The following is a 24,262-nucleotide window of genomic DNA, read 5'->3' on the forward strand; positions in this document are numbered from 1 at the left end:
GTATAAAATATAAACCTATAATAATATTTTAAAAGCGTTCCTATTTCGAAAGGTTTATGAATGATCCTCTCTAATCCAAAAATTAACGTGCGTCATAATCATATTTCTTTGTAATGATATGGCAGACGCTTTTAAAAAAATGTACAGCGTTTTTTGGAATCCAGTTTATTACATGTAATAACATAAAGGAGGAAAATGAATGGAACCACTCATAGGCATGGGAGTGCTTGCACTTATTGGAGTGGCTGCGACCATTGCAGGTGCTTCAGAGGACCTGGAATCTGACATAGGTTCGCAGAGCAACCCTAACTCTCAGGTGCAGTTAGCTCCCCAAATGATGTTTCCCCACAGAATATTTAACAAAGCGATATCTGGAGAACCACCATCCAACGCATTAATGTGTTCGATAGGTGCAGCCATTGCGACAGTATTAATAAGTGAATTTACAGTATCCCCACTTTTTGCACTGGTATTTGGTTCCGTTATTGCAGCATCCGTACACGCTACTTTTGCGGTAACTGCTACAATGGGCAGATGTGCCAGTCAGAGTCGGTTCAAGCAGCCGATTTATCTGGATATGATAAGAAGTCATACCCCGGCAATTATGGGATATGCGTTCATAACAACCTTTTGTGTTCTAATAGTATCGTACTTGATGACCGTTGTACTCGGGCACCCCTTCCCGCTGACTATGCTGGCTTTTATCTGGGGTATTACAATAGGTGCAATAGGATCATCAACAGGCGACGTCCACTACGGTGCAGAGCGCGAATTCCAGCAGTTTGAATTTGGTTCCGGGCTGAACGCTTCAAACTCAGGTAACATTGTAAGATATGCCGAATCCGGCCTCAGGAATGGGTTCGACAACTCCTGGTTCTGCTCAAAGTTCGGCGGACCTACCACAGGAATTGCTTTTGGTATGACCGTATTCCTTGGAAGCTGGATAACCACTATTTTTGATCCTGCACAAGGTCTGTCCATGGGATGGCTTTCTGTAATTGCAGGTGTTATTATCGTCCTTATTTTAATTATCTGGAACTGGAAAATCGAAGTACAGGCCCGCAAAGCATATGGACCTTACAAAGAAGACAAGGCTGAGGAGGCTTCCGCATGATTGACGCTATCTTAGGAAATATCATCTGGATGGTCTTCATTATTATCGGCGGCGTTCTGATTTCCTGGGGTGTTCACTTCGTGCCCGTAGGTGGAGCACCTGCAGCTATGGCTCAGGCAACAGGTGTCGGTACCGGTACAGTGCAGCTGGCAACAGGCGCAGGTCTGACAGGGCTTGTCAGTGCCGGGTTTATGATGAACGTGACAGATAATTTCCCTCTTATTGTTGCCTCAGGCGCAGTGGGAGCAATGATCATGATCGCTGTGACCATGATCGTAGGTACCTGGATCTATGTTTACGGTGTAGGCTGTGTGCCTTCTTCCGCAAAAGTAAAGGTTGACCCAATAACAAAATACAGACAGGACCTTTACGTATCCCAGGGTACTGAAGGGCACGGAATTCCGACTGTCAGCTTTGTGAGCGGAGTTATCGGTGCTGCTCTTGGTGGAATTGGTGGATCTCTTATTTACTATTCACTTATTGAAGTGGGTGTAAGTGTAGGACTTGAGCGCGTTGGAGTTACTTCTGCAGTAACAGGAAACTCGCTTGTAGCAGTTGCAGCAATATTTGCAATAGGCATTTTCCTGGTAAACGCCGTAATTCCGTCCTATAACATAGGAGGTACAATTGAAGGGTTCCACGACCCGAAATTCAAGAAATGGCCGAAGGCGGTTATTTCCTCCGTCGTGGCATCAATACTGTGTGCTATCGTGGCAGTAATTGCAATAGCACAGCTAGGAGGTATCTAAAATGTCTGCAGGTGGAGCAGGAGGAGAAGCTAAAGGTGCATACCCTCAACAGACACTAATGGCCCTGGGTATAGTCGGCGGTCTTGTCGGAATTTACCTTGGTCACTTCATGCCTCCGGCGTATTCCTTCTTCGGAGGAATTGGAGCAATCTGTGCAACAGTCTGGGGTGCTGATGCTGTCAGGCGTGTTGCAAGCTATGGACTTGGTACCGGTGTCCCATCAATTGGTATGCTGGCTCTAGGTATGGGTATTCTTGCAGCTCTCTTCGGACTTGCCCTGGGAGGCATTGCGGGACCCATATTAGCCGTCGTTGTAGCAGCAATTATTGGTGGCGTTATTGGCGCTCTTGCAAACAAAGTAATCGGAATGGGTATCCCAATAATGGAACAGGCAATGATAGAGATTTCATGCGCAGGCACCCTTGTAATTCTCGGTCTGAGTGTCGTCATTGCAGGATCCTTTGATTATGCTGCAATCATAGAAAATGTGATCGCAAACGGATACATTGCACTGATCTTTATAATAGGCGGTATGGGAATCCTTCACCCCTTCAACGCATGCCTTGGCCCAGATGAGTCACAGGACAGAACACTGATTCTTGCTGTTGAAAAAGCAGCTATTGCATTAATAATTACAGGCTTTGCATCATCACTCCATGAAGGACTAATGACTGCTGGCATAAACATACTCGTAGGACTTGTCATCTGGTATGTTGCTTTCAGCAAGTATTATGCACTCATTAAGAGAGATGCATATGCAGTGGTTGGAACCGGTCTGCTGCCGAGTGCGGAGGAATTGCAATGAGCATTGTTCGCATAGCTCCCGAGATAAATTTAGTCATGGACACAGAGTCGGGAACCGTAACTCAGGAAAGGAAAGACTCGATTCAGTACTCCATGGAGCCTGTCTTTGAAAGGGTGGACAAACTGGATGCGATTGCAGACGATCTGGTGAATTCCCTTTCACCCAGCAAACCGCTCCTTAATACATGGCCAGGACGTGAGAACACCTCCTACATAGCAGGAATTTACTCAAACTCCTTCTACGGGATTATTGTAGGTCTTGCTTTCAGCGGACTGCTGGCCCTAATCATATACATAACAAGACTGATGGGAGGGGTGGTGTAAAATGGCAGATAAAAGAGAACCAGCCCCAGGATGGCCTATCCTGAAAGGAGAATACGAAGTAGGCGATGTAAAGAACTCTGTACTGGTAATTACCTGCGGCTCACACCTTCCGGGGAAGCCGATTCTTGATGCAGGTGCAGCCTGTACCGGGTCATGTAAGACAGAAAACCTTGGTATTGAAAAGGTCGTCGCCCATATCATCTCAAACCCGAACATCAGATACCTGCTTGTAACCGGCTCTGAAGTTAAGGGGCACATTACCGGACAGTCCATGATGAGCCTCCACGCAAACGGTGTAAAAGAAAACAGGATTGCAGGAGCATTGGGTGCAATTCCGTATGTGGAAAACCTTAATGCAGCCGCAGTTGCCCGTTTCCAGGAACAGGTTCAGGTCGTCAATCTGCTCGATACTGAAGATATGGGGGCTATCACCTCCAAGGTGAGAGAACTGGCCTCAAAAGACCCTGGTGCCTTTGATGCGGACCCACTGGTTGTAGAAATCAGCGAAGAGGGTGAAGAAGAAGAGGAAGGTGGCGTTGTAAGGCCGGTTTCCGGAGAGATCGCTGTTCTCCGTAGCAGGTTGAAAGCAATTGAAGCCCGCATGATGGATATAGGAAACTTGAACAAGTTCCACTCAGGAGTTCACGCAGGAAAAGTCGAAGGCGCCATGATTGGGTTGACAATAACCATATCCCTGCTTGGGTTATTACTGCTAGGGAGGTAATGAAGATGGCAGAAGAACACGAAAAAGGCGTCCCAATGGTGCTTGCCCCTCAGATGGGTGCAATTGATGCGACTGTTGAGAGCATACGATATAGAGCACAGTTGATTGCAAGAAACCAGAAGCTTGACTCCGGAGTCGCAGCCACCGGAATAATCGGCTTTGCAGCAGGTTTTCTCTTTTCACTGCTGATGGTCATCGTACTCCCAGTAGCTGTCGGCCTATAAGCATGAGAGGTGAATAATATGGATGGAAAAGCACCAGCAGCGTTTGTAGAGCCAGGCGAGTTTAATGAAGTAATGAAAAGGCTCGATCAGATTGATGAAAAGGTAGAGTTCGTCAACAGTGAAGTTGCACAGAGAATAGGAAAGAAGGTAGGAAGAGATATCGGAATTCTGTACGGCGGAGTAATCGGCCTGCTGCTCTTCCTGATCTATGTCCAGATATCATCAATGTTCATGTAAATGAGGGATCAAAATGTTCAAGTTTGACAAGAAACAGGAAGTTTTCGAACTCGGTGGAGTTAAGTTCGGTGGACAGCCGGGTGAAAACCCAACCGTGTTAGTCAGTACCATGTTCTATGCAAGGCACAAGATTGTAACTGATGAGGACAAGGGTATCTTCGACAGGGCAGCTGCAGAAACCCTATGGAACACCCAGGTATCACTGAGCGATGCCACAGGGCTCCCCTATGTAAATCAGATTGTAGGAGAAACCCCTGAATCGATCAAACGCTATATTGAGTGGTTCGTTGGGATAGATGATAGAACACCTTTCCTGATAGACTCCTCAGCCGGAAACGTGCGTGCAGCCGCAGCTCAGTACTGTACCGAAATAGGTGTTGCAGACAGGGCAATCCACAACTCGATCAACGCAAGTATTGAACAGTCTGAAATCGATGTCCTCACAGAAAGTGATGTGTCAGCTGCAATCGTTCTTGCATTCAATGCAACTGACCCGACCGTAAAAGGAAAAATAGATATCCTTGAAGTCGGAGGTTCCGGACAGACCAAAGGTATGCTCCAGGTCGCCAAGGAATGCGGAATAAAGTATCCCATTATCGACGTTGCAGCCATGCCTCTCGGTGCAGGCTCAGGCGCAACAATCCGCTCGGTACCCACACTCAAAGGAAAATTCGGGCTGCCAATCGGCGGTGGATACCACAACATGGCTTCTGCATGGGACTGGCTCCGCAAATTCAAGAAAACTCAGCCTGACCCCAAGGCAATCTACATGCCTACAGACATTGGTACCAACCTGGTAGCCCAGATTGCAGGTTCTGACTATCTGCTTTACGGTCCGATCGAGAACGTCAACCAGATTTTCCCGGCTGTTGCAATGGTCGACATTATGCTCGGTGAAACTGCAAAGGAACTTGGCGTCGAGATCGCAGATCTGGAAAACCACCCTGTTACCAAACTGACATAAGTTCAAAACAGATTACAAGGACTACAGAGTCCGGAAGCAAAGAGAAATTTCTCTTTGTTTTTTCTTTTTTTGCGCCTTAAGTTCATAATCTTACTTTAAACCGCTTTTAACCGGATTCTAAATCAGCCATATCATTACCTTAACCTTTGAGAAATATCATTATCTTAACCTTTGGAGACTTCCATTAGTTTTTCCTTCAAACTACCTTTAAGAATTAAAAAATACATGAGCAAAACTTGAAAACGACAGAAAAAAGTTAATAACGGTTAGTCCACTTAAAAATATATTTTATAGATTTAAAATGTTTTGTAGATTTAGCGAAGGAAAGTACCTGGCTGACGAGGAAGTATTAATGAGCCTGCCAGGTACTGATGAATCCACTCCCAACTCGCTCAATGGGGAAACCTCTACCCTGAATCAGATAAAGATATGCAAAAACCTGAGCGAGTATTTATACAGAACCCCCACTCGATCAGGAGTTATACAAATCCATTCAGGCTCACTGTTTGTCCGGGATTAATCACGTCTTCCGCTAAAGGACAACAAAGACAGGACAAATTGAGAGCCAGTCACTAATCTGAGGTTCAGGGTATTTGAGCCCCATTAACTCTTGTAATTTATTTGAGTACATGTTGTACACTGTCTTACATATATAAATAGAGAATTGTGAACCGATATTATCTGTTCTGGTGAAGTTGCCACCTACCCGGTGAAGCAGGTAGCAAAGGAGTTTAATCAGACACAGGAGATAGATCAAGCAAGAAAAATCACTGATAAGAGAAAATCAATAAGATTTTAAAACAGGGAATATTATATGAAACTGCGAATTAATCTTCTCTCCGGAGAATAATATAAATTGACAAAAATTCTCAAAAAATGGTACTAAACAGAAAGATTTAATATTCGGTAGCACTTACCAATATATAAACTAATAATGAATATTTTTGAATAGTAAGCCTGTATTAAATTTAAGAAAATAACTTTCTAAATCAGTAACTTGAAAAAGTGAAAATGTTATCAATATCAGGGGTACATATCATGGATCATAGCATAGAAAGTCACAAAATCAGAAAATCCTGGGTGAAAATATGCTGATCAGGAAAAATATATCCCTGGATGATAAATACCTTAAAAAATTACAGCCTTTTCTGGATGCAAACGATGGAAATCTTAGCGCTGCAGTAAGGGACACGATTGAAATCGCGGATACTGCACTTACAAATCATAGAAGCATTGACGAAGCAATCAGATTTTTGAGAGAAAACCCTGCAAAAGAAGAATTGAGTGATACAATTAAAAGCGGGGAAAATATAATCATAAATAAAACAATTCTTGAGTGGCTTTTCAGGTACACGAAAGGAAGGCTCACGGATGAAGAACTGGTTAATGAGCTTATCAATCCTTTTGAGATCAGCAATATGAAAGATCTTGAGGATTACCTGAACCGGATCTTCAAAAATAACCAGTGGACAATAAGAACTTCAATTAAGTGCGAAGACATACAGAACCCTGAATCTGCCCTTATACTTCTCTCCAATGCTACCATAAATAGCAGGGAATTTTTCGCCCAGCTTATAGCCGATTTTCTGGCAAGATGGAAACAGCTTGACGTTGATCATATTTTCAGGCGGGCGAATTCGACCCAGATTTCTTTCAAAAAGAACCTTTCCGTTTCTCTCAATGAAACAATGCCTGGAATTCGAAAGCACTTTGGTTATCTTGACATAATATGCAAAGAACTTGACGATAATACAGAATTCTGGACGCAGCTGATGCACACATACAATGTTGAGAGATACAATCTTGTGACCCTGCACAGAAATCAGTTCGAAACCTTTGCGGCTGGAGAAGTCCCTAACCCGACAAAAATTCTGGAACGCCTGTGCAAACAGTCAGTAAATGAGATGTCTCTTCCAGATTTGCTGGTATACTTCAAGAAGATGTACCTGGCAACCCAGCTGGTAAAGAATATAGAACTCTGCCTTGAGCCAGGTAAAGAATCAGTAACTATTTTCCATGATTTTAAAAATGAAAAAGTTATCCACAGCCTTGTGGAATATTTTTCGAATATATTCAGAGAAAACGGCACACCTTTTGTAACCTCTTCATATTCGAGTATGATCGTATTCAGGTTCTATGAGGAACATGAACATGAGAACAGCTCCGGAATATATGGAATGGAAGAGTTTACGGAGCCAGATTTTATTTCGGGGGAATAATACTGTCCACAGGATTTCTAAAAATTATCCAGTTAAAAAATAAGAAAAATAAAAAATAAGGCTATTTTCACGCATTTAACCTTTTGCAACCCCAAGCGGGATAACTCTTGCTACCTTGCGGGCAATACCAAGTTCATGCACGACATTTACCACTTCACTGCTGGACTTATACACACCGGGAGCTTCTTCAGCAATCACGGAGGGATGAGTTGCCCTTACAGTGATTCCATGAGCTTCAAGGTCCTCTTTTATGCTCTGCCCGTGGAATTCCTTCTTTGCATGCGCCCTGCTCATAACTCTCCCGGCTCCGTGGCAGGCACTACCGAAAGAAACGTCCATAGATTCCGTTGAACCGCAGAGTATGAATGAAGGAGTCCCCATGCTGCCGGGGATTAAAACGGGCTGCCCCACATCCCTGTATGCGGAAGGAACTTCCGGATGCCCTGCGGGAAAGGCTCTTGTTGCCCCTTTTCTGTGCACGTAAACCTCTTTTTTCCTGCCTTCAATGCTGTGTTCTTCCAATTTTGCCACATTATGGGCAACATCATACAGGAGGCTCATTTCCATGTCATCGGCATCCCTGCCAAAGACTTTTTCAAAAGATTCCCTCGTCCAGTGGGTAATCATCTGCCTGTTTGCCCATGCATAATTTGCAGCACAGAGCATGGCTTTGAAATAATTCTGTGCCTCTTTTGACTGAGCCGGAGCACAAGCAAGCTGTTTGTCAGGAATCTCAATTCCATATCTCTTCACAGCCTGGGAGAGTTCTTTCAGGTGGTCGGTACATATCTGGTGCCCTGCCCCCCTTGACCCGCAGTGAACCATAACCGTGACCTGGCCTTCTTCAAGCCCGAAGGCTGAAGCCACTTCCGGGTCATAGATCTCATCTACATACTGTACTTCGAGGAAATGGTTGCCGCTCCCGAGGGTCCCTAACTGGGGTTTTCCACGGTTTCTCGCCTTTGAACTCACATGAGAAGTATCTGCTCCTTCAAGGAAACCATTCCCCTCACAATGTTCAACATCGGCTTCCACCCCATAACCAGCGTCTACCGCCCATTTTGCACCTTCAAGAAATGCGCTGTCCAGCTCTTTATCAGAAGCCTTGAAACGGCTTTTTGAACCCACACCTGAAGGCACATTACTAAACAGCTCATCCGTCAGCCTCTTTATATGAGGGACGACATCTTCCTTTTGAAGGTTTGTGCGGATAAGCCGTACACCGCAGTTAATATCAAAACCCACTCCTCCCGGACTGATAACTCCTTCTTCGACGTCAAAGGCTGCAACGCCCCCTATAGCAAATCCATATCCCAGGTGGGCATCAGGCATTGCCATGGAATATTTCTGTATTCCCGGAAGTGTTGCCACGTTTGCGATCTGGTCAATTGTACCTGGTTCAATGCCTTCAAGCAATTTTTCAGATACAAAAAGGCGTCCTGGAACTCTCATATTAGGAATGTGCCCTTTTGGAATTTCCCAGTTATTATCGGAAAGTTTCCGGACCAGGCTTCTGACATCCCTCCTATCAACTTCAGCACCCGATTCTTCTATATCTTTATTTTCACTCTCAACCATAATTTATACTCCCTGCTCCATTGCAAATATAATTTTGAGTAAAATACTGATATCAATATAATTCAAAAATTATTCTACTTTATGTTTCCCTGATGTCCTGTAAACTATAAAAAAATACAATAAAATACTGTTTGAGACTGTAAAAAGATTAAGCACTACAGTCTGCACAACCAGTACATAAAAGCGATGTATAAATTCCTCAGAAACTTAAATCTCAAATATCCATGAGATATTTAAGTCTCAAATATTCATATCCTTAAATGTCAACAACAACCTGAGCTTTCCATCCTCCGGCAGTTTTCTCAAGTTCCAGCTGGTTATATGTGACAGCTTTAATTTCAGTTTCAAAGGGATGGCTTTCAGGATAATATTTCTCACCTGATGCCAGAGCTTTTATCGAGTATTCTCCTTCTTCTTCCCTGATTTCTTCTACCTGGAACTTCCAGAATACAACCTCATCGACCTCAAAGAGGTATAAAAGCTCGGAAAGCCAGTCAACAAGCAGAGACTCCAGATCAGGTGATGTAAGAAGAACTTCTCTTTCCGTCTCTCCGGAAACTTTTTCGGTATCGATTATAACATTAAACATGGCTAGAGCTGCGTTTTCAAATACCTCTTCCACGGTCTCCCCATAGGCCAGGAACTTGATATCAGCGGTATGTTCCAGGTACTCATACTTCTTTCCTTGAGACGGCATAGTCCAGTATTGGGTTTTGTCTTACATTAACCTATCCGCTTTATAAACCTGTTTTAAGACGTCAAAAGATCTAAAAGAGCTCTTTCCGGCTGAATATCCGGAACGGTTCCGGATTCAGGTCAAGAAATACTGAAGGACGTCAGTCCAGCCTGTTCCATATATAGAGAATTCTCTGAACTGCAGTAATATGGCTGGTCACAGCAATCAGGATGACAGCCCAGCCCAGGATAGAAAAACCTGCTATTGAAGCAGAGTAAACAGAGTTGGCAAAAGCGGCAATAATTATTACTACAAGACGATCAGCTCTGCCCATAATTCCGCCGTAATATCTTCCGAGGTTGAGCGCCTGGGCCTGAGTCCCGAGGTAGCTGGTAAGAAGCACGCCCACAATTGCCGTGACTCCTATCTGCCAGGATACATAGCCTGCGAAAAAAATGCTGCAGATGATAAAAATATCCGAGTAGCGGTCAATTACGTGGTCCAGAAAATCGCCTCTCGGTGTTGCTCTATTGGATTTGCGTGCGATTACCCCGTCAAGGGCGTCGAAAAGGGAATTGAATATTACCAGGATGCCTGCGAGCAGGATAAGCTCCTTATATTCAGGAGAAAAGTAAAAACTGAGTCCGGCAAAGAAGGCACAGATAAGGGAAACTATGGAAACCGTATCAGGTGAGACCTCGTATTTTATAAAGAAATCTGCAAGAGGATCAATAACTCTCGTAGCAACAGGTCTCAGGGCATTAAATGTCATGGTACTCTGGAATCTTTCTTTTTATTTTTGTTATTAAAGACAGGCCTGAAAGAATATGGCAGCATATCCTGCTTCTTATACCGAACAAAACCTATTATTTATATTATTTCTTTGATTACCTGTCTTTTGATATTTATACTTAAGGCTTTATTCTTTGAGTATGAGTTTACTCCAGGATAATAATTAATTATCTCATTTTTACTTCTATTTCACTTTTGTACTGCAAGGTCGTACAGGTATTTCACTCTGCAGGAGTGCTCAAGCTGTGTGGTCACAATATAAGCTTCACCTAACGTTCTCCCTGTGGCAAAGGTACCGTGGCTGAATACTACAGCTCCCCTGTGCCCGGAAAGCGAATCTGCAAGGTTTTTCGCAAGCTCTGAGCTTCCGATTCCTCCTCCCACAACCGGAATATCTCCAAGGAAATACTGGCCCTCACTGTCTACGGGAACAATTACATTGCCAGGACCGGCAAGCAGGGATTCAACCACCGAATAAGGGCAGTGTGCATGAATTATTGCAAGGACAGAAGTCCTCCTGTAGATCTCCCTGTGTACCACGGCTTCGGAAGACGCAATCATGTCCAGGGACGAGGTATCCCGGATGCCAACCTCAACAATATTATCACCGGTGATCTCGTCAAGTGCGGTCCCGCTCCGGGTAATGACTATTCTGTCCCCTGCCCTGACGCTGATATTTCCAAAATTTGATTCCACAAGCCCATGTTCAACCAGCTTGCGCCCGTATTTTGCCATTTCCTGCCACATCTTAAGCGAGATATAGAGAAAGAGTGCCATAAGGCTTGTGCACTGCCAGAACGGAGGGATACCAGAAAAAGGATTAAGAGACTTCAGAATTTAAAATTTTAGAAACTTAGACGGAAAAGATTCTGCCATAAAGTTTATCTGTGAGTATTGTATTTAGATAAGTCTGCAATCAGCTTCATTGCGCCTCGTTGGCTCAGCCCGGTAGAGCGAGTGACTTGTAATCACTAGGTCGCGTGTTCGAATCACGCACGAGGCTTCGTACTTTCTTTTTATATATCTTGTTCAAAGCCCACTTTCGGAGGATTTCTTCTGGATGTGAGCAATATAAATTTTCAGGATCTTCCGAAGTCATTAAAAAAACGCACTGTTTTCTGGCATCAACAAAAAATTTATTTTACTCTCAGCAGAGAGTCAATTTCATCATATAACGCCCTCAACGCTATGCTGAGCCTGCGGACTTCAACCTGCCACACTCTTTTACTGATCTGCTGGTCTCCTCCGGCTTTGACAGCTGCTATCCAGGCATATTTCCGGGCTAATTTTGAATTGCGTAAGGGAGAGTTGAAAACCTGTCCTGTTTTCTGGTTGCTGTATTTTTCATTAATAAGGAACTCGTAGAGCTCCTGAACTCTTTCAAATAATGTTTGTTCACTTTCAGAACCTGAAGCCCCAAAGAGCGCCAGATTCCAGAGACGGAATTTAACTTCATTGGTTTCAGTAACAAGCTTTTTGGACTCTGCTATATCCAGCATTTCCCTGAATTCAAGAAAAATATCCGTATTCCCGGACGAAGAGGGAAAGGTCTTTCCAAGTGAAATCATAACATGAATGCATTCGTGAAAAAGAATCCTGGCTACAAGAAACTCTATTCTCTCCTGAATATTCCAGAACCTTCTTACAAGGGATTCATCCCAGAGCTGATACGGGTTAACCAGAATAAAAGACCTGTAAACTATCTTCTTTTCCTTCCCTGAAAACGAACGTTTAGGGTAAAGGGCAACCCCCTGCATTTTCCCAAAAAACTGGACCCTGACTGCCAGATCCCAGCAGAACTCCCATTCTCCATCTTTTGCACACTTCACCCTGCAGTATTCACCATCAAAATGAACATTTTCAAGCAGGTGGTACATGTCCTTGCTGTGTGCTTTGATAATTGATTTCACTCCGGTTTCCCGGCAGATGCTGAGATCAAGGCAAGGGATGTACTGCACCGAAGTGAAAGAGAAGCAGGGCGAAGACAGATTAAGGTCATAAAAGCCCTGAAAAAAGTAACCTGAATTGTCCTGGGAGATATTTTCGTTTTGTTCAAGTGGTCGGGTTTTTTTTTTCATGCCATCTTCCCTCCAACGTACCCTATAAGATATTATCACTGAGGATATATAAAAATTGATCAACAGGAAATATAAAATGAAAAAATAGGAGTGGAACAAAGCAATCGTATCATGCCGAAAGGAAGCAGCCTGATCAAACCTTTTCACCATTACTTCCGCAAACCGGGCAGTTGTTCAGTTTTGCGAGTGAAATTTCACTGAAACTCCCTGAAAGCCCGTTCCAGAATAAAAGTCTGCCCTCCAGAAGTTTTCCTTTTCCTGTCAGAAACTTGACTGCTTCACTTACCTGAATTGAACCTATAATACCCGGAGTGGCTCCGAGAATCGGGAAAACTTCTTTTTTCGGGATTCGTGGAAAAATACAGTAAAAACAGGGGGTTTTTCCTGGAATAATTGTTGTGACCTGCCCGTCATAACCCGTAACTGCCCCGTGAATTAAAGGAATGCTCCGTTTAATCGAAAACCTGTTAAGAATATGCCTTGTTTCCATATTATCCAGGGCATCAATTATAATATCACATTCAGGGACAAGATAATCAATATTTGACTCGGTAAGCATCTCTTTAATTATCTCAACTTCAATTAAAGGGTTCATTAAAAGAAGCTTCTCCTTTGCAGATTCAACCTTTGCTCTCCCAACGTCTTTTTCATAATGCAGGAACTGCCTGTTCAGGTTGGTAGAGTCTACAGTGTCAAAATCCGCAAGGATTATTTTTCCTATCCCTGCAATTGCAAGGTAAGTAGATACAGGAGACCCAAGTCCCCCGGCACCGGCAACAAATACCTTTGCAGCTTTTAATTTCTCCTGCCCTTCCTCTCCAAAAAGAAGAATCTGCCGGCTGTACTTTTCTCTTTCCATCTTATCCATGTGAATTCCTTCCAGAATATTAATTTCAGGAATTATGATGAGATTAATTTATATTGACTGCTTGAAAACTGGTTTTAATAACGGCAAAATATGGGGAATCAAATGAACTGTTAAGTTGAATAGTGACCTATTTTGCATAATCTGTTCACTTTTCTCAGCTGTTTACTTTCTCAGCTGTTTACTTTCTCAGCTGTTTACTTTCTCAGCTGTTTACTTTCTCAGCTGTTTACTTTCTCAGCTGTTTACTTTTCTCAGTAGATTGATTTCTTTATGCATAACATCTTCGGAGAGCAGAAAAAAGAACAGAAAGCCTGATGTTGAAACACATCATAAGAAAACGTGAAGCCTGCATTTAATAAAAATTTGCCCAAAATCCGGGGAATGTCTGAAACCCTGAGATGTCTGAAACAGCATCAGAACGAATATAAAAAAAGTACAGGAGAATGTATATCAATAAGAAAGGGCATAACCGGAAAATGGAAAATTTAAAGGCCTGAAAGGCAAAATTTTTTTTTGGAAAAATTAATTAAGGCAAGACCCATAAAAATGGTTACATCATTTTTGGCAATACTGGAACCGGATACAGCTGCTCATTTTTATCAGCACCATCTGAGAGCTTACGGATTAGTTGCGAAAGTACGAATGAGACACGGTAAAATAAAAAATAAGGATTTTGGAATTTATGAAAATTCTGGAGTTAAAAAATACTATCCTGAACATAAAGCAGGAATTTTCTGCTTATTTTAAAGAAAGAGATGCCGAAATCAACGGTTCTCTTCTGGCACTACTCTCGGGAGAACATATACTTTTGCTTGGACCCCCAGGAACGGCAAAAACTTTGCTTGCAAGCAAAATTTGCGAAACCATAGAGGGAGGAAATTTTTTTCATTATCTTCTTACCCGTTTTTCCACTCCTGAAGAGGTTTTTGGCCCTCTTTCCTTAAAAGCGCTTGAGAGGGACGAATTCAGCCGGAGGGTGGAAGGTTACCTGCCAACTGCACACATAGCCCTTCTTGATGAAATTTTCAAAGCTAACAGCTCCATACTGAACAGCCTTTTAACAGTTTTGAATGAGAGAAAATACCATAACGGCAAGGAAGTCATGGATGTGCCTCTCTTTTCAGTCTTTGGGGCTTCGAATGAACTGCCAGAAGAAGATGAAAGCCTTGAAGCACTTTACGACAGGTTCCTTTTCAGGTATAGTGTAGACTATATCCAGCACGAAGAGAACCTTGAAGCCCTCATTTTCGAAAACGCAGAAGATTTCCTCCCCTCAACAAAACTCTCAGTTGAAAACATAAAGGAAATCCAGAAGAAAGCAAAGGAAATGCCTGTAGACCCTGAAGTCCGGACAATTATTAGAGGGTTGAGAAGGGAGCTTAAAAACTCGAATATCTTCGTCTCTGACAGGCGCTGGAAGAAAATTATAAACGTGCTAAGGGTTGCTTCGGCTGTAAACGGGCATACAAGCGTGGACCGGATGACTGTTGTCCTGCTGCAGCATATGCTCTGGGACCTTCCGGAACAGAAAGAGACCATCAGGAAACTCATTCTGGACAGGGTTATTTCTGGAGGAACTGACACAGGAAAGTTAAAACAGAATGTTCTTGACCTTAGAAATTCCGTTTATAGTTGCCTGCAGCAGGAACTTCCTGATCTGGTATCCTGCAATAAATGCTTTGAAGAAGAGAAAAAGCCTGCAGGTGGCCTGAAGAGTTCCAGGTTTGCGGGGATGACAGCCCCAAAAAAACTTACATTCAATAATGCTCTCGATCTCTTAAAACACCATACTGAGTTTCCGTCCCATACCTATAGTCTGGGTCTTGATTATGGCAATACTAACGGTTCGCTTACCTTCGAAGCCGTAGCAGAGCAGTTCCGCCGCAGATACGGGTTTGAATTCAAGCTGAGCCTGGACTATGGGGACAAAAAACTTTACGAAAAAGAGTATGAACACCTTGAGGAAAGGTTGAATTACTTCAGGAAACATGTGCAGGAAGAAGAAAAAGCTCTAGAAGAGACCCTCAGGGAAAATATCTGGATTTCCGGACAGGACAGCAAAGAAATTCTTGTAAAATACCATTCCAAAAATACGGATATTTATGAGATAGCGGGTCATCTGAATGAAATCAGGGCCCTTCTGGAAAAACCGAAGATATTCGACGTGGAAATCGAAGAAATAAAAGTTGCCTGAATGGAAAACTCCTGAAAAAGGAAACAAAGAATATGCAGGGCCTGAAAAGCTTCAGAAAACACTTTGAAAATCCTTCCGGATCAGATAAGGCGGTTTTTGACAGAGACTTTAATCCCGGTACTATACTGAACACAGAGCTGAGGGAATTTCTGGCAACTCCCCGAAAAGTGCCCTACAGGCTCAGGGAAGAGATTGCAGAGGTCCTCATTCACGAGCTTCTTTCCGGAAAAGACTACGAGATAAAGGACGAAAAACTCTTTATGGGGAAATTCGGAGTTTTTTATCCACTATTTCTTGGCATGAGGAATCAGCAGGTATGGGAAGAAATAAAAATCCTCGCCGGAGAAAACCGTATGGCAGGGATTTTTATTCTGAGAACCCTGCTTGAAGAAATTTTTACTCTCCTTGGAGATTATGAAAAATTAGAAAAAGATCTTTTGAGAAAACCCCAGAAAGGGCTGGAAAAAGCTCTGAAAACCCTGAAAGAGCTGATTAATGAAACTCAGGCCCTTTGGGAAAGAAACAGGCTGGAAAAGGTAGAGAGCCCGGGAAATTATGAGTGGGAAAAGAATTTGAAAGAATCCCCGGAAGAGAAAAGTGAAGAAGAGAACAAACAGAATATCCAGGAAAGTTTTCTTAATACATCCGAAGACCAGGCAGAGACATATAAAGAAGAGGAACCGGAAGCATCGGAAAGGCTTGCCTTAATGACCAGAGAATTCATGTTCAGTGAAAAAGCTGGCGAGGCTGTAGACACGGTCGTGGAGGAAAAAATAATTGTAAAGCTTGAGGAGCTTATGCCCCTCCTTGAAGACCACCTCGAAATGCTTGAGATCCTGTCCATGCTTTTTCCCGGGAGGGCATGGGACTATTCCTTACAGGCCCTTCACAGGGAATATTTCGAAAATCTCGAGAAATATGCATCTCTTTTCAGAAAAAGCTCTGACCTGCATAAGATCCTTGAACAGGTGGGCAGAATCGAGCTTGAGTATGGGTCAAAAAAACTAAGATTGTCGCCCCACAGCAAAACTGAGGTTCATTCCATCAACCTGTCAGGTGATATCCAGACCCTGCTTCCGATAGAAACCGTAAAGCTCAAAAACCCCGTGCTGAAGCGCAAGTTCTATGCTGACATGATTGAAGAAAAACTCCTCACATACCAGTTAAGAGGAGAAAACTGGAACTCGGATTTTGCAGGAAAAAAAAGGAAGGGACCTGTTGTAGCCCTTGTGGATACTTCCGCTTCCATGAGAGGAGCCCCTGAACTTCTTGCAAAAGCCGTGGTCCTGGCAATAGCAAGAAAGATGTTAAGAGAAAGCAGGGATGTCAAAGTAATTCTGTTTTCATCAAAATGGCAGACAGTTGAGATCGAACTTACGGACAAAAAACGTATGGGGAAAGAGTTTCTTGAATTTCTCAAGTATACGTTTGGCGGGGGGACGGACTTCAATACCGCACTCCGGCAGGGGCTAAAGACAATAAAAAAAGAGAAAGCATTTCAGGGGGCAGACCTTCTTTTTCTTACGGACGGGAGTTCGGAACTGTCAGAGAGGCCTCTTATCCGGGAGTGGAATGAAATAAAAATAGAAAAAAAAGCACGCATTTTTTCCCTGATAATAGGGAATTACGATGCAGGCGGTCTGGACCAGGTATCAGATCAGACTTATATCATAAACGACTCCGGGAACTGGCAGGTAGAACAAAGCCCTTCAAGGCTTATAAAAGCGGTCAGCCGACCTGCAAGAATGTTCTGACATGCAGATAAAAGGATGCCTTAACTGGAAGGAAAAATTGAGAAAATAGAGTTCCCGCACCCGCAGATTTTATGATCTCAGGGCTTAATGTGAACTACCACTAAGCTAAAGACTTAGTGGCTTCCTGAGTCATCCTTCCAACCAATGTTGACAAGTCGTGCAGGCTCTACCCCGCGTTCCGCAGGTGAAATAGATATGAGCGTGATATACTTGAGATGCATATAGCTACCGTCTTTCCACGGCTTAATCCCGATCCCTTCAGGATGATTCTTGCCCTGTTATCCAACTCCCCGATGTTCAAACGTTACCTCGCTTGGTTTTCGCTTTGAGAATCGGCAACATTCTTATGAACTGTGAGGTTGTGGTGACAGCAAAATCTAATATTAAAAAAGGTTTTGAAAATATTTAACAATTGACAGAATCAATAACGGTTAACAGTTTAGGTTGACGCTTATATCCCCTGAGCTAAAGACTCAGGGATTTTACGCTTCTTCCTATAAAAACATAGAGGGGAAAGAGGCAGAACAGACAGTTAATTCCTGCGCTTAAGGCGCCTGCTAACCTCTTCTATGAATTCTTCCAGGTCTTTTTTGCCCGGGCTTTTGTGATTGCAAATACTTGAGAGGATAACAAATGCTGCCTGTTTGCCTCTCGAAGAGTTCTTCAGCAGGCCAAGCTCGATAACTGAAATTATAGTATCGGCGATGAGTTTACGATCCCTGGGGCTTAAATTGCTCCACTTTTCATTGAGTATTTTTGAGGAGACTTTGACAGACTCTTTGCCTTCGGAAGCTATTATGGAGGCTTTTGAAGAGACGACCTTTGAGAATTTTAGAATCTGATCTCTTCCGCAGCAGGCGGTTTTAGAAAATGTCCTGAAAGCCCTGCCCGGAATTTCCTTCATTCTCACTTTTTCGTAACCGGAACTGTTTTTCCAGTGGTTTCCAGAAAATTCACCATCAGAACGTCTTTCTTCAAGAGTTTTTCGAATTTCCTCAAAGATTTCGGTTATTTCCTCTTTTGATCTGGTTCTGAGATATTCTCTGAGATTATCCAGCAGTTCGGAATCTACTTCGTCAGGACTGATTCCTTCAGAAACGGAATCTTCGCTAACTTCGACAAAATCAGCGTCAATTACAGGGCAGGACCCTATGAAAGATTCACGTAACGAATCTTTTCCTGTCTTCGAACTTTTCCTGGACCTGTAGCCGGAATTTGAAAATCTTCTGAATATGTCCTCTTTGTTTTTGAGCAAGAAATCACATCCCTGATATGTAAAATAAACAGGTGATAATCGATTCCGATCTGTGGCATCACTTGAATCTGGAATATCTGCAGAATGAAGCAGTGTCAGTATTATCTTGTGATATATGGTTCGTAATTACATAAACAGATTTCATCTTCAGATTTAATATTTTTTCTGTTTACATTACATTCCATCTACATTACATCCCATCTACACAACATTCCATCTACATTACATTCCATCCCTGAGATATCCTGAGTACACTGTACATGTACGTTAATTACATCCCTGAGATATCCTGAGTACACTGTACATGTACGTTAATTATCCTGTAGAACCCGGGCAGTTCAGTAAATATAATAGATGGCACATACCCGCAACCACACTTTCCCTATATTCCATAAGAATTGAAGACGGTAAGGAAACTTATAATTAGGGAAGCTATCAGAACAGAATTACAGGTTTTGTAGAGATCTGCACCGTCTTTGTAGAGGTCCATAATGTTCCGGGAGCTGCATGAGGCTGGACGATTTTAATCCTTGCAGGAGACACGGAAAACTTTGAGTATTCCATTACAAGAGAGGCTGCTGAGCAGTAAAATGAAAAGCTTCTCATCAGCGGCAGTTAAGCTTTATAAACTTTTTTCTTTTTTCAGGAAATCCGGGCATCTTTTATCCGGAATTATTAATTGGACACCTGAAGACCATGTTTAAAATTAATGCTTTATCTATTCCGGAACACGGATAGAAAATCTTTCAGTTTTTTTCACTCCTGTAACCCCTGGATGGCGACGCCTTCCAGAAAAGAAAAAATAATCGACAACCACGTACCACAATTAAGAAAATCAATACACGAAAAAAAGAAAATCAATGCATAGAAAAAATTCATGAGAGAATATTTTTTCAACATTTTTCATCCAGCCTGAGTTCGACAAATATAAGAAAAGAGCCTGATTTATAACATAACAGGACTTAACCGGAGAAGTATAAATACATGAAAAATACAGCCTGTGCCTGTAATTATATTTGAGTGCTAAAAATCTGGTGAGAATCAGGTATCCTGGGTTAATTACCCCAAAGTTTAACCATCAGGTTGCTTCCTATTACGCATTAGAATATTCATCCTCTGTAGAGTGAAAAAAGAATATAGAGGAAACAAATTAAGCCTGTTTCCCGAAAACACGAAGATAATAAGCCCGAAGGACTAAAGTAGTCTAAAGGTAAGATAGGGCTCTCACAGGATAGAATAAAGTGAAATAATATTCCAGAAAACAAATCATAGAAAGTAATCCATAAACACTCATCATTTAATTTCATATTTTTGCTGGAGGTAAAAAGTAAAATGAGAGAAGGTCCGGACCCCTTTGGGGTAAGAGACAGCATCGAAACAACTGCCGGAAAAGCTACGATTTACAGACTGGGTAAACTGGAAGAAAAGGGCTTTGAAGGGATTTCCCTGCTCCCCTACTCTATAAGGATCCTGCTTGAATCCCTGCTCCGGCATGCGGATACTCAAAAGAAGATAATAACTGCAGAAGACGTTGAAGCCCTTGCCCGCTGGAGTCCCGAAAATATAAGTGAAAAGGACATCCCGTTTATTCCTTCAAGGGTAATCATGCAGGACTTTACGGGCGTTCCAGCAGTAGTTGACCTTGCAGCCCTCCGCTCGGCAATGGAGCGCCTTGGAGGGGACCCTGCTAAAATCAACCCTGTAATCCCTGCTGACCTGGTCATTGACCACTCGGTCCAGGTTGACTCTTACGGCACGGCATATTCCCTTGGGGAAAATGAGAAAAAAGAGTTTGAGCGCAACAGAGAGCGTTATACCGTCCTTCGCTGGGCACAGAAAGCCTTTGACAACTTCAGGGTCGTGCCTCCGGGAAGAGGGATTATCCATCAGGTAAACCTTGAATACCTGACTCCCCTCGTCCACCTGAGTGAAAAGGAGGGAGAGCTATTTGCTTTTCCTGATACCCTTGTAGGAACCGACTCCCATACCACGATGATCAACGGGATAGGAGTGCTCGGCTGGGGAGTAGGCGGAATAGAAGCCGAAGCCGTTATGCTCGGGCAGCCTTACTATATGCCTGTTCCTGAGGTTGTCGGTTTCAAGCTTTACGGAAAACTGGAACCCGGAGTTACCGCCACAGACCTTGTTCTCACGATCACAAAGATGTTAAGGAAGCACGGGGTTGTCGGCAAATTTGTCGAATTCTACGGGCCCGGTTTAAACTCTCTCAGCCTTCCGGACAGAGCAACAATATCAAACATGGCTCCGGAATACGGGGCAACTCTCGGGATTTTCCCGCCTGACCAGGAAACTCTGGACTACATGAAGAGGACAGGCAGGAGCGATGAACAGGTTGACCTTGTGAAAAAGTACCTGGAAGCACAGGACCTTCTTTATTCGGCAAACAAACCCGAACCTGTCTTCAGCAGCAACCTCGAACTTGATATGGGCACGGTAAAGCCATGCCTTGCAGGTCCCAGACGCCCGCAGGACCAGCTCTTCCTGAATGAGGTCTCTGAGAATTTCTGTGAAACAATGAGGCAGACCTTTATAAGAAAGAAAGAAGGGGGCACGGATCTTGCAAGAGACCCTGCTTATCTTCGCTGGATTGGGGAAGGAGGAGCTCCTGTAGAAGAAACCGAAGCACAGGTAGCGAGAGAGACGGAAAAGGTCGGTCCTGTTGAGAAAGACTTCAGGGTCACACACGGTTCCGTTGTGATAGCATCCATTACTTCCTGTACAAATACCTCCAACCCTTCAGTCCTTATAGGAGCCGGGCTGCTTGCAAAAAAAGCTATTGAAAGAGGTCTTAAGGTAAAGCCTTTTGTAAAAACAAGCCTGTCTCCAGGTTCAAGAGTGGCTACCGAATACCTTGGAGCCGCAGGACTCCTGCCCTATCTTGAAGCTCTGGGCTTCCACCAGGTGGGATACGGTTGTACGACCTGTATAGGAAACAGCGGGCCTCTGCCAGAACACGTTTCAAAGGAAATTGAAGAAAAAGACCTTACAGTTGCAGCCGTACTCAGCGGGAACAGGAACTTTGAAGGCAGGATTAATCCCCACGTAAAAGCAAACTACCTCGCCTCCCCGCCACTTGTTGTCGCATACGCAATTGCAGGCACTGTGAACATAAACTTCGAAACCGATCCCCTTGCATATGACCCTAACGGGATTCCCGTGTACCTGAGAGATATCTGGCCCATGCAGGATGAGATAAAACAGGTCGAAAAGGAAAGTGTCAGGCCTGAGATGTTCAAAAAAGAATACTCAGGCGTTCTTGAAGGAGCAAAACTCTGGAAAGAGCTGGAAGTCCCCGAGGGCACTCTTTATGAGTGGATCCCGACCTCCACCTATATTCAGGAGCCCCCTTATTTTGTGGATTTTCCGCTTACTTCGCCTCTTCTCGGGGATATACGGAATGCCAGAGTCCTTGCCCTCTTCGGAGACAGCATTACTACTGACCACATCTCCCCGGCAGGCGATATTCCGGCAGAGAGTCCGGCAGGCAGGTACCTGATGTCCTGGGGTGTGGACCAGAAAGATTTCAATTCTTACGGCTCCCGCAGGGGCAACCATGAAGTAATGATGCGCGGAACCTTTGCAAATATCCGGCTCAGAAACAGGCTTGTAAGTAAGGAAGGAGGCTGGACTGTTTACCACCTTAACGGAGAAGACTTCCCGCCGGAAGCCTGTGGAGAAGGAATGCCTATTTATTATGCATCTTTACTTTATGCGGAAAACAATGTCCCCCTAATTGTTATCGCAGGAAAAGAGTACGGGACAGGCAGTTCCCGCGACTGGGCAGCAAAAGGGACATTCCTGCTTGGAGTAAAAGCAGTTATTGCCGAATCCTTTGAGCGCATTCACAGAAGCAACCTTGTGGGCATGGGAGTTCTTCCCCTGCAGTTTAAAGCAGGAGAAAATGCAGATTCTCTAGGGCTTACAGGGAAGGAGAGCTATGACATCCTTGGGATTGAAAAAATGGAGCCTCATGGAGAGCTTACCGTACTGGCAAGAGATGACAGCGGAAAAGAGACGGAGTTTAAAGCAACACTGAGGCTTGATTCTGCTGTAGAAATAGAGTACTACAGGAATGGCGGGATTTTGCATAAGTTCCTGCGGGATTCTGTGAAGAAATAAGAATAAGTTAATTGCGCCAGAATAATACAGAGGAATATTAAAGAAAATACAGAGAAGTATTAAAGAGAGTCCCGAGAGCCGGAATAAGGCTTCTTCTCTAAACGGGACCTCTCTTATTAACCTGGCTGGATAAGGCGATGTTCGGGCCGAAGGGATATTTTATAAATTCTTCGTCCAGAAATAATTATGGTTAAGACTGAATATCTTTCCAGTATAAAAGGAAGGGATCCTGACTTCAGGGAATATATTTAAAACGATTTAAATTTACAATTTCAACAAATTTAATATACTAATTTAACGATAATACAATTGCATTGTCGCTCTATTTTTGGACCCAAAAAGTCCTTCGTGTTTAAATATTTCACGTATAATCAGAGGATTCCCCATTTCAAAATTTTTTGAAAATCCTCTAGGCATAACTGCGAGGTAGAAAATGAATAAAAATATATGTTTCATAGACGGGCTGGAGGGCATTCTGAAGTACAGGGACGTCGATATTAACGAACTGATCGACCTGCCCTATGACGCAGTTTCCTATCTGCTGATTAAGGGAGAGCTCCCCGAAGAAAAGGAACTTGCCGAATACTCAGCCCGCCTGCATGCGGAACGAGGAATCAACAGGGAGGTTATGGACGTTATCCGCATGTGCAATTTAAATATCGACTCTATGGAAGCTCTTCTCACTGTCGTTTCTTTTATATCGCAATTTGATCCGGACCTGTATGATAATTCTCTAGAAGGAAATATGAGAAAAGCCATAAGGTTAATTGCCGTGGTCCCAACTATTGTTGCTGCTTATTATAGAACGGCAAATGGAAAGGAACCTGTTCCCCCCGATCCTTCCCTTGCCCATGGAGCTAATTTTCTGTACATGATAAAAGGAAGCAAGCCAGACCCTCTGGAAGCTGAAGTCATGGAAAAGGACTTTATTCTCAGCGCTGAGCATGAGCTAAATGCTTCAACTTTCTCCTCCAGGGTTACAGCTTCAACCATGTCCGACCTTTATTCTGCTGTTGTTTCCGGGCTCTGCACACTCAAAGGTCCTCTTCACGGAGGAGCAAGGTCAGAAGTTATGACCATGATTGAAACAATCGGCAGCCCTGAGAATGCCGAGAAATTTGTCCTTGAAAAAATCGAAAAGCGAGAGAAAATAATGGGCTTCGGGCATAGAGTCTACAAGACATATGACCCCAGGGGCACAATATTTAAGCAGCTTTCCAGGAGACTCGCTGAAGCTAAAGGCGATATGCACTGGTATGAGACAGCCGAAGCAATAGAGAATGCTGTTATACGCGAGCTTGTGGAAAAGAGGGGAAAACCGATTTATCCCAACATTGATTTTTATTCAGGAGTCATTTATAAATATATGGAAATCCCCCCTCAGCTTGCAACCTCAATCTTTGCAATAGGAAGAATCTCAGGCTGGATAGCTCATTGTTTTGATCAGTATGAAAAGAAAAAGATCATAAGGCCCAGGATCTTCATGCTGGATGAGTGTTAAGACCCTGAGAGAGCCCTGTTATGCCTGAAAACCGGCAGAAGTTATCGAAATTGAAATAAGCTCATAG

General features: G+C 43.4%; 23 protein-coding genes and 1 tRNA gene. 16 read left to right on the forward strand and 8 right to left on the reverse strand.

Annotated elements, in window-relative coordinates; all coding sequences use genetic code 11:
• Positions 1-199: 199 nt before the first annotated feature.
• The 10 genes from mtrE (at position 200) to MSMAS_RS16650 (ending at position 7,359) form a co-directional block, all read left to right on the forward strand.
• Positions 200-1,114 carry a tetrahydromethanopterin S-methyltransferase subunit E gene (mtrE, locus tag MSMAS_RS16610; protein WP_011033493.1) on the forward strand — a complete coding sequence of 305 codons (915 nt, stop codon included), beginning with the start codon at positions 200-202 and terminating at the stop codon, positions 1,112-1,114.
• A complete protein-coding gene (mtrD, locus tag MSMAS_RS16615; RefSeq protein WP_048046836.1) occupies positions 1,111-1,863 on the forward strand; it encodes a tetrahydromethanopterin S-methyltransferase subunit D in 753 nt (250 codons plus the stop codon). The genes mtrE and mtrD overlap by 4 nt, the downstream gene beginning before the upstream one ends.
• A gap of 1 nt (position 1,864) precedes the next feature.
• Positions 1,865-2,668, forward strand: coding sequence for a tetrahydromethanopterin S-methyltransferase subunit MtrC (gene mtrC, locus MSMAS_RS16620; RefSeq protein ID WP_011033491.1), 804 nt, complete (start codon positions 1,865-1,867; stop codon positions 2,666-2,668).
• Positions 2,665-2,991: a tetrahydromethanopterin S-methyltransferase subunit B gene (locus MSMAS_RS16625; protein WP_011033490.1), complete on the forward strand. Its 327-nt coding sequence runs from the start codon at positions 2,665-2,667 to the stop codon at positions 2,989-2,991. Before mtrC ends, MSMAS_RS16625 begins: the two co-directional genes overlap by 4 nt.
• A 1-nt stretch (position 2,992) precedes the next feature.
• Complete coding sequence (gene mtrA, locus MSMAS_RS16630) at positions 2,993-3,715, forward strand: tetrahydromethanopterin S-methyltransferase subunit A (RefSeq protein ID WP_011033489.1); 723 nt, start codon at positions 2,993-2,995, stop codon at positions 3,713-3,715.
• On the forward strand, positions 3,715-3,939 hold the full coding sequence (locus tag MSMAS_RS16635) for a tetrahydromethanopterin S-methyltransferase subunit F (protein WP_011033488.1): 225 nt from the start codon (positions 3,715-3,717) through the stop codon (positions 3,937-3,939). The genes mtrA and MSMAS_RS16635 overlap by 1 nt, the downstream gene beginning before the upstream one ends.
• An 18-nt stretch (positions 3,940-3,957) precedes the next feature.
• Complete coding sequence (mtrG, locus tag MSMAS_RS16640; protein WP_011033487.1) at positions 3,958-4,176, forward strand: tetrahydromethanopterin S-methyltransferase subunit MtrG; 219 nt, start codon at positions 3,958-3,960, stop codon at positions 4,174-4,176.
• A 13-nt stretch (positions 4,177-4,189) separates the two neighbouring features.
• On the forward strand, positions 4,190-5,140 hold the full coding sequence (gene mtrH, locus MSMAS_RS16645) for a tetrahydromethanopterin S-methyltransferase subunit H (protein WP_011033486.1): 951 nt from the start codon (positions 4,190-4,192) through the stop codon (positions 5,138-5,140).
• Positions 5,141-5,441: 301 nt separating this feature from the next.
• On the forward strand, positions 5,442-5,660 hold the full coding sequence (locus MSMAS_RS19095; RefSeq protein ID WP_137726774.1) for a hypothetical protein: 219 nt from the start codon (positions 5,442-5,444) through the stop codon (positions 5,658-5,660).
• A gap of 568 nt (positions 5,661-6,228) precedes the next feature.
• Positions 6,229-7,359: a hypothetical protein gene (locus MSMAS_RS16650; protein ID WP_011033485.1), complete on the forward strand. Its 1,131-nt coding sequence runs from the start codon at positions 6,229-6,231 to the stop codon at positions 7,357-7,359.
• Between the two features lie 75 nt (positions 7,360-7,434).
• On the opposite strand, the gene MSMAS_RS16655 is transcribed toward MSMAS_RS16650, so the two are convergent.
• The 4 genes from MSMAS_RS16655 to MSMAS_RS16670 all read right to left on the reverse strand — a co-directional run bounded on the left by MSMAS_RS16655 (position 7,435) and on the right by MSMAS_RS16670 (position 11,182).
• A complete protein-coding gene (locus MSMAS_RS16655) occupies positions 7,435-8,937 on the reverse strand; it encodes an RtcB family protein (RefSeq protein ID WP_015411899.1) in 1,503 nt (500 codons plus the stop codon).
• Between the two features lie 256 nt (positions 8,938-9,193).
• Positions 9,194-9,634, reverse strand: coding sequence for an archease (locus MSMAS_RS16660; RefSeq protein WP_011033483.1), 441 nt, complete (start codon positions 9,632-9,634; stop codon positions 9,194-9,196).
• 139 nt (positions 9,635-9,773) lie between these two features.
• Positions 9,774-10,385, reverse strand: a complete 612-nt coding sequence (locus MSMAS_RS16665) for a CDP-alcohol phosphatidyltransferase family protein (protein ID WP_011033482.1) — start codon at positions 10,383-10,385, stop codon at positions 9,774-9,776.
• Positions 10,386-10,594: 209 nt separating this feature from the next.
• On the reverse strand, positions 10,595-11,182 hold the full coding sequence (locus MSMAS_RS16670; RefSeq protein ID WP_011033481.1) for an aldolase: 588 nt from the start codon (positions 11,180-11,182) through the stop codon (positions 10,595-10,597).
• Positions 11,183-11,334: 152 nt separating this feature from the next.
• Here MSMAS_RS16670 and MSMAS_RS16675 point away from each other — a divergent pair.
• Positions 11,335-11,408: transfer RNA gene (locus MSMAS_RS16675), tRNA-Thr, on the forward strand.
• 133 nt (positions 11,409-11,541) lie between these two features.
• Here the strand turns inward: MSMAS_RS16675 and MSMAS_RS16680 are convergent.
• Together MSMAS_RS16680 and MSMAS_RS16685 are read right to left on the reverse strand one after the other, a co-directional pair.
• A complete protein-coding gene (locus tag MSMAS_RS16680) occupies positions 11,542-12,483 on the reverse strand; it encodes a hypothetical protein (RefSeq protein WP_011033480.1) in 942 nt (313 codons plus the stop codon).
• Positions 12,484-12,616: 133 nt separating this feature from the next.
• Positions 12,617-13,351, reverse strand: a complete 735-nt coding sequence (locus MSMAS_RS16685; protein ID WP_011033479.1) for a HesA/MoeB/ThiF family protein — start codon at positions 13,349-13,351, stop codon at positions 12,617-12,619.
• A 513-nt stretch (positions 13,352-13,864) separates the two neighbouring features.
• Between MSMAS_RS16685 and MSMAS_RS19100 the strand changes: the two genes are divergently transcribed.
• The 3 genes from MSMAS_RS19100 to MSMAS_RS16695 are packed head-to-tail and all read left to right on the forward strand — an operon-like array spanning position 13,865 to position 17,299.
• Positions 13,865-14,098, forward strand: a complete 234-nt coding sequence (locus MSMAS_RS19100; protein WP_137726773.1) for a hypothetical protein — start codon at positions 13,865-13,867, stop codon at positions 14,096-14,098.
• Positions 14,034-15,545 (forward strand): AAA family ATPase, encoded by a 1,512-nt coding sequence (locus MSMAS_RS16690; protein WP_048044216.1) that lies wholly within the window; start codon positions 14,034-14,036, stop codon positions 15,543-15,545. Before MSMAS_RS19100 ends, MSMAS_RS16690 begins: the two co-directional genes overlap by 65 nt.
• Before the next feature lie 32 nt (positions 15,546-15,577).
• Entirely contained in the window at positions 15,578-17,299 is a 1,722-nt protein-coding gene (locus tag MSMAS_RS16695; RefSeq protein ID WP_011033476.1) for a vWA domain-containing protein, read from the forward strand.
• Positions 17,300-17,831: 532 nt separating this feature from the next.
• Here the strand turns inward: MSMAS_RS16695 and MSMAS_RS16700 are convergent.
• Positions 17,832-18,554 carry a hypothetical protein gene (locus MSMAS_RS16700; RefSeq protein ID WP_011033475.1) on the reverse strand — a complete coding sequence of 241 codons (723 nt, stop codon included), beginning with the start codon at positions 18,552-18,554 and terminating at the stop codon, positions 17,832-17,834.
• A gap of 435 nt (positions 18,555-18,989) precedes the next feature.
• Complete coding sequence (locus MSMAS_RS19105) at positions 18,990-19,160, reverse strand: hypothetical protein (protein WP_015411890.1); 171 nt, start codon at positions 19,158-19,160, stop codon at positions 18,990-18,992.
• 726 nt (positions 19,161-19,886) lie between these two features.
• Here MSMAS_RS19105 and acnA point away from each other — a divergent pair.
• Both acnA and MSMAS_RS16710 read left to right on the forward strand, forming a co-directional pair.
• On the forward strand, positions 19,887-22,694 hold the full coding sequence (acnA, locus tag MSMAS_RS16705) for an aconitate hydratase AcnA (RefSeq protein ID WP_048046838.1): 2,808 nt from the start codon (positions 19,887-19,889) through the stop codon (positions 22,692-22,694).
• Between the two features lie 433 nt (positions 22,695-23,127).
• The gene (locus MSMAS_RS16710) at positions 23,128-24,195 is read left to right on the forward strand and encodes a citrate/2-methylcitrate synthase (RefSeq protein WP_015411887.1); all 1,068 of its coding nucleotides are present in this window, start codon (positions 23,128-23,130) and stop codon (positions 24,193-24,195) included.
• Positions 24,196-24,262: the final 67 nt, after the last annotated feature.

The organism is Methanosarcina mazei S-6 (genome assembly GCF_000970205.1).
Lineage (GTDB): Archaea > Halobacteriota > Methanosarcinia > Methanosarcinales > Methanosarcinaceae > Methanosarcina > Methanosarcina mazei.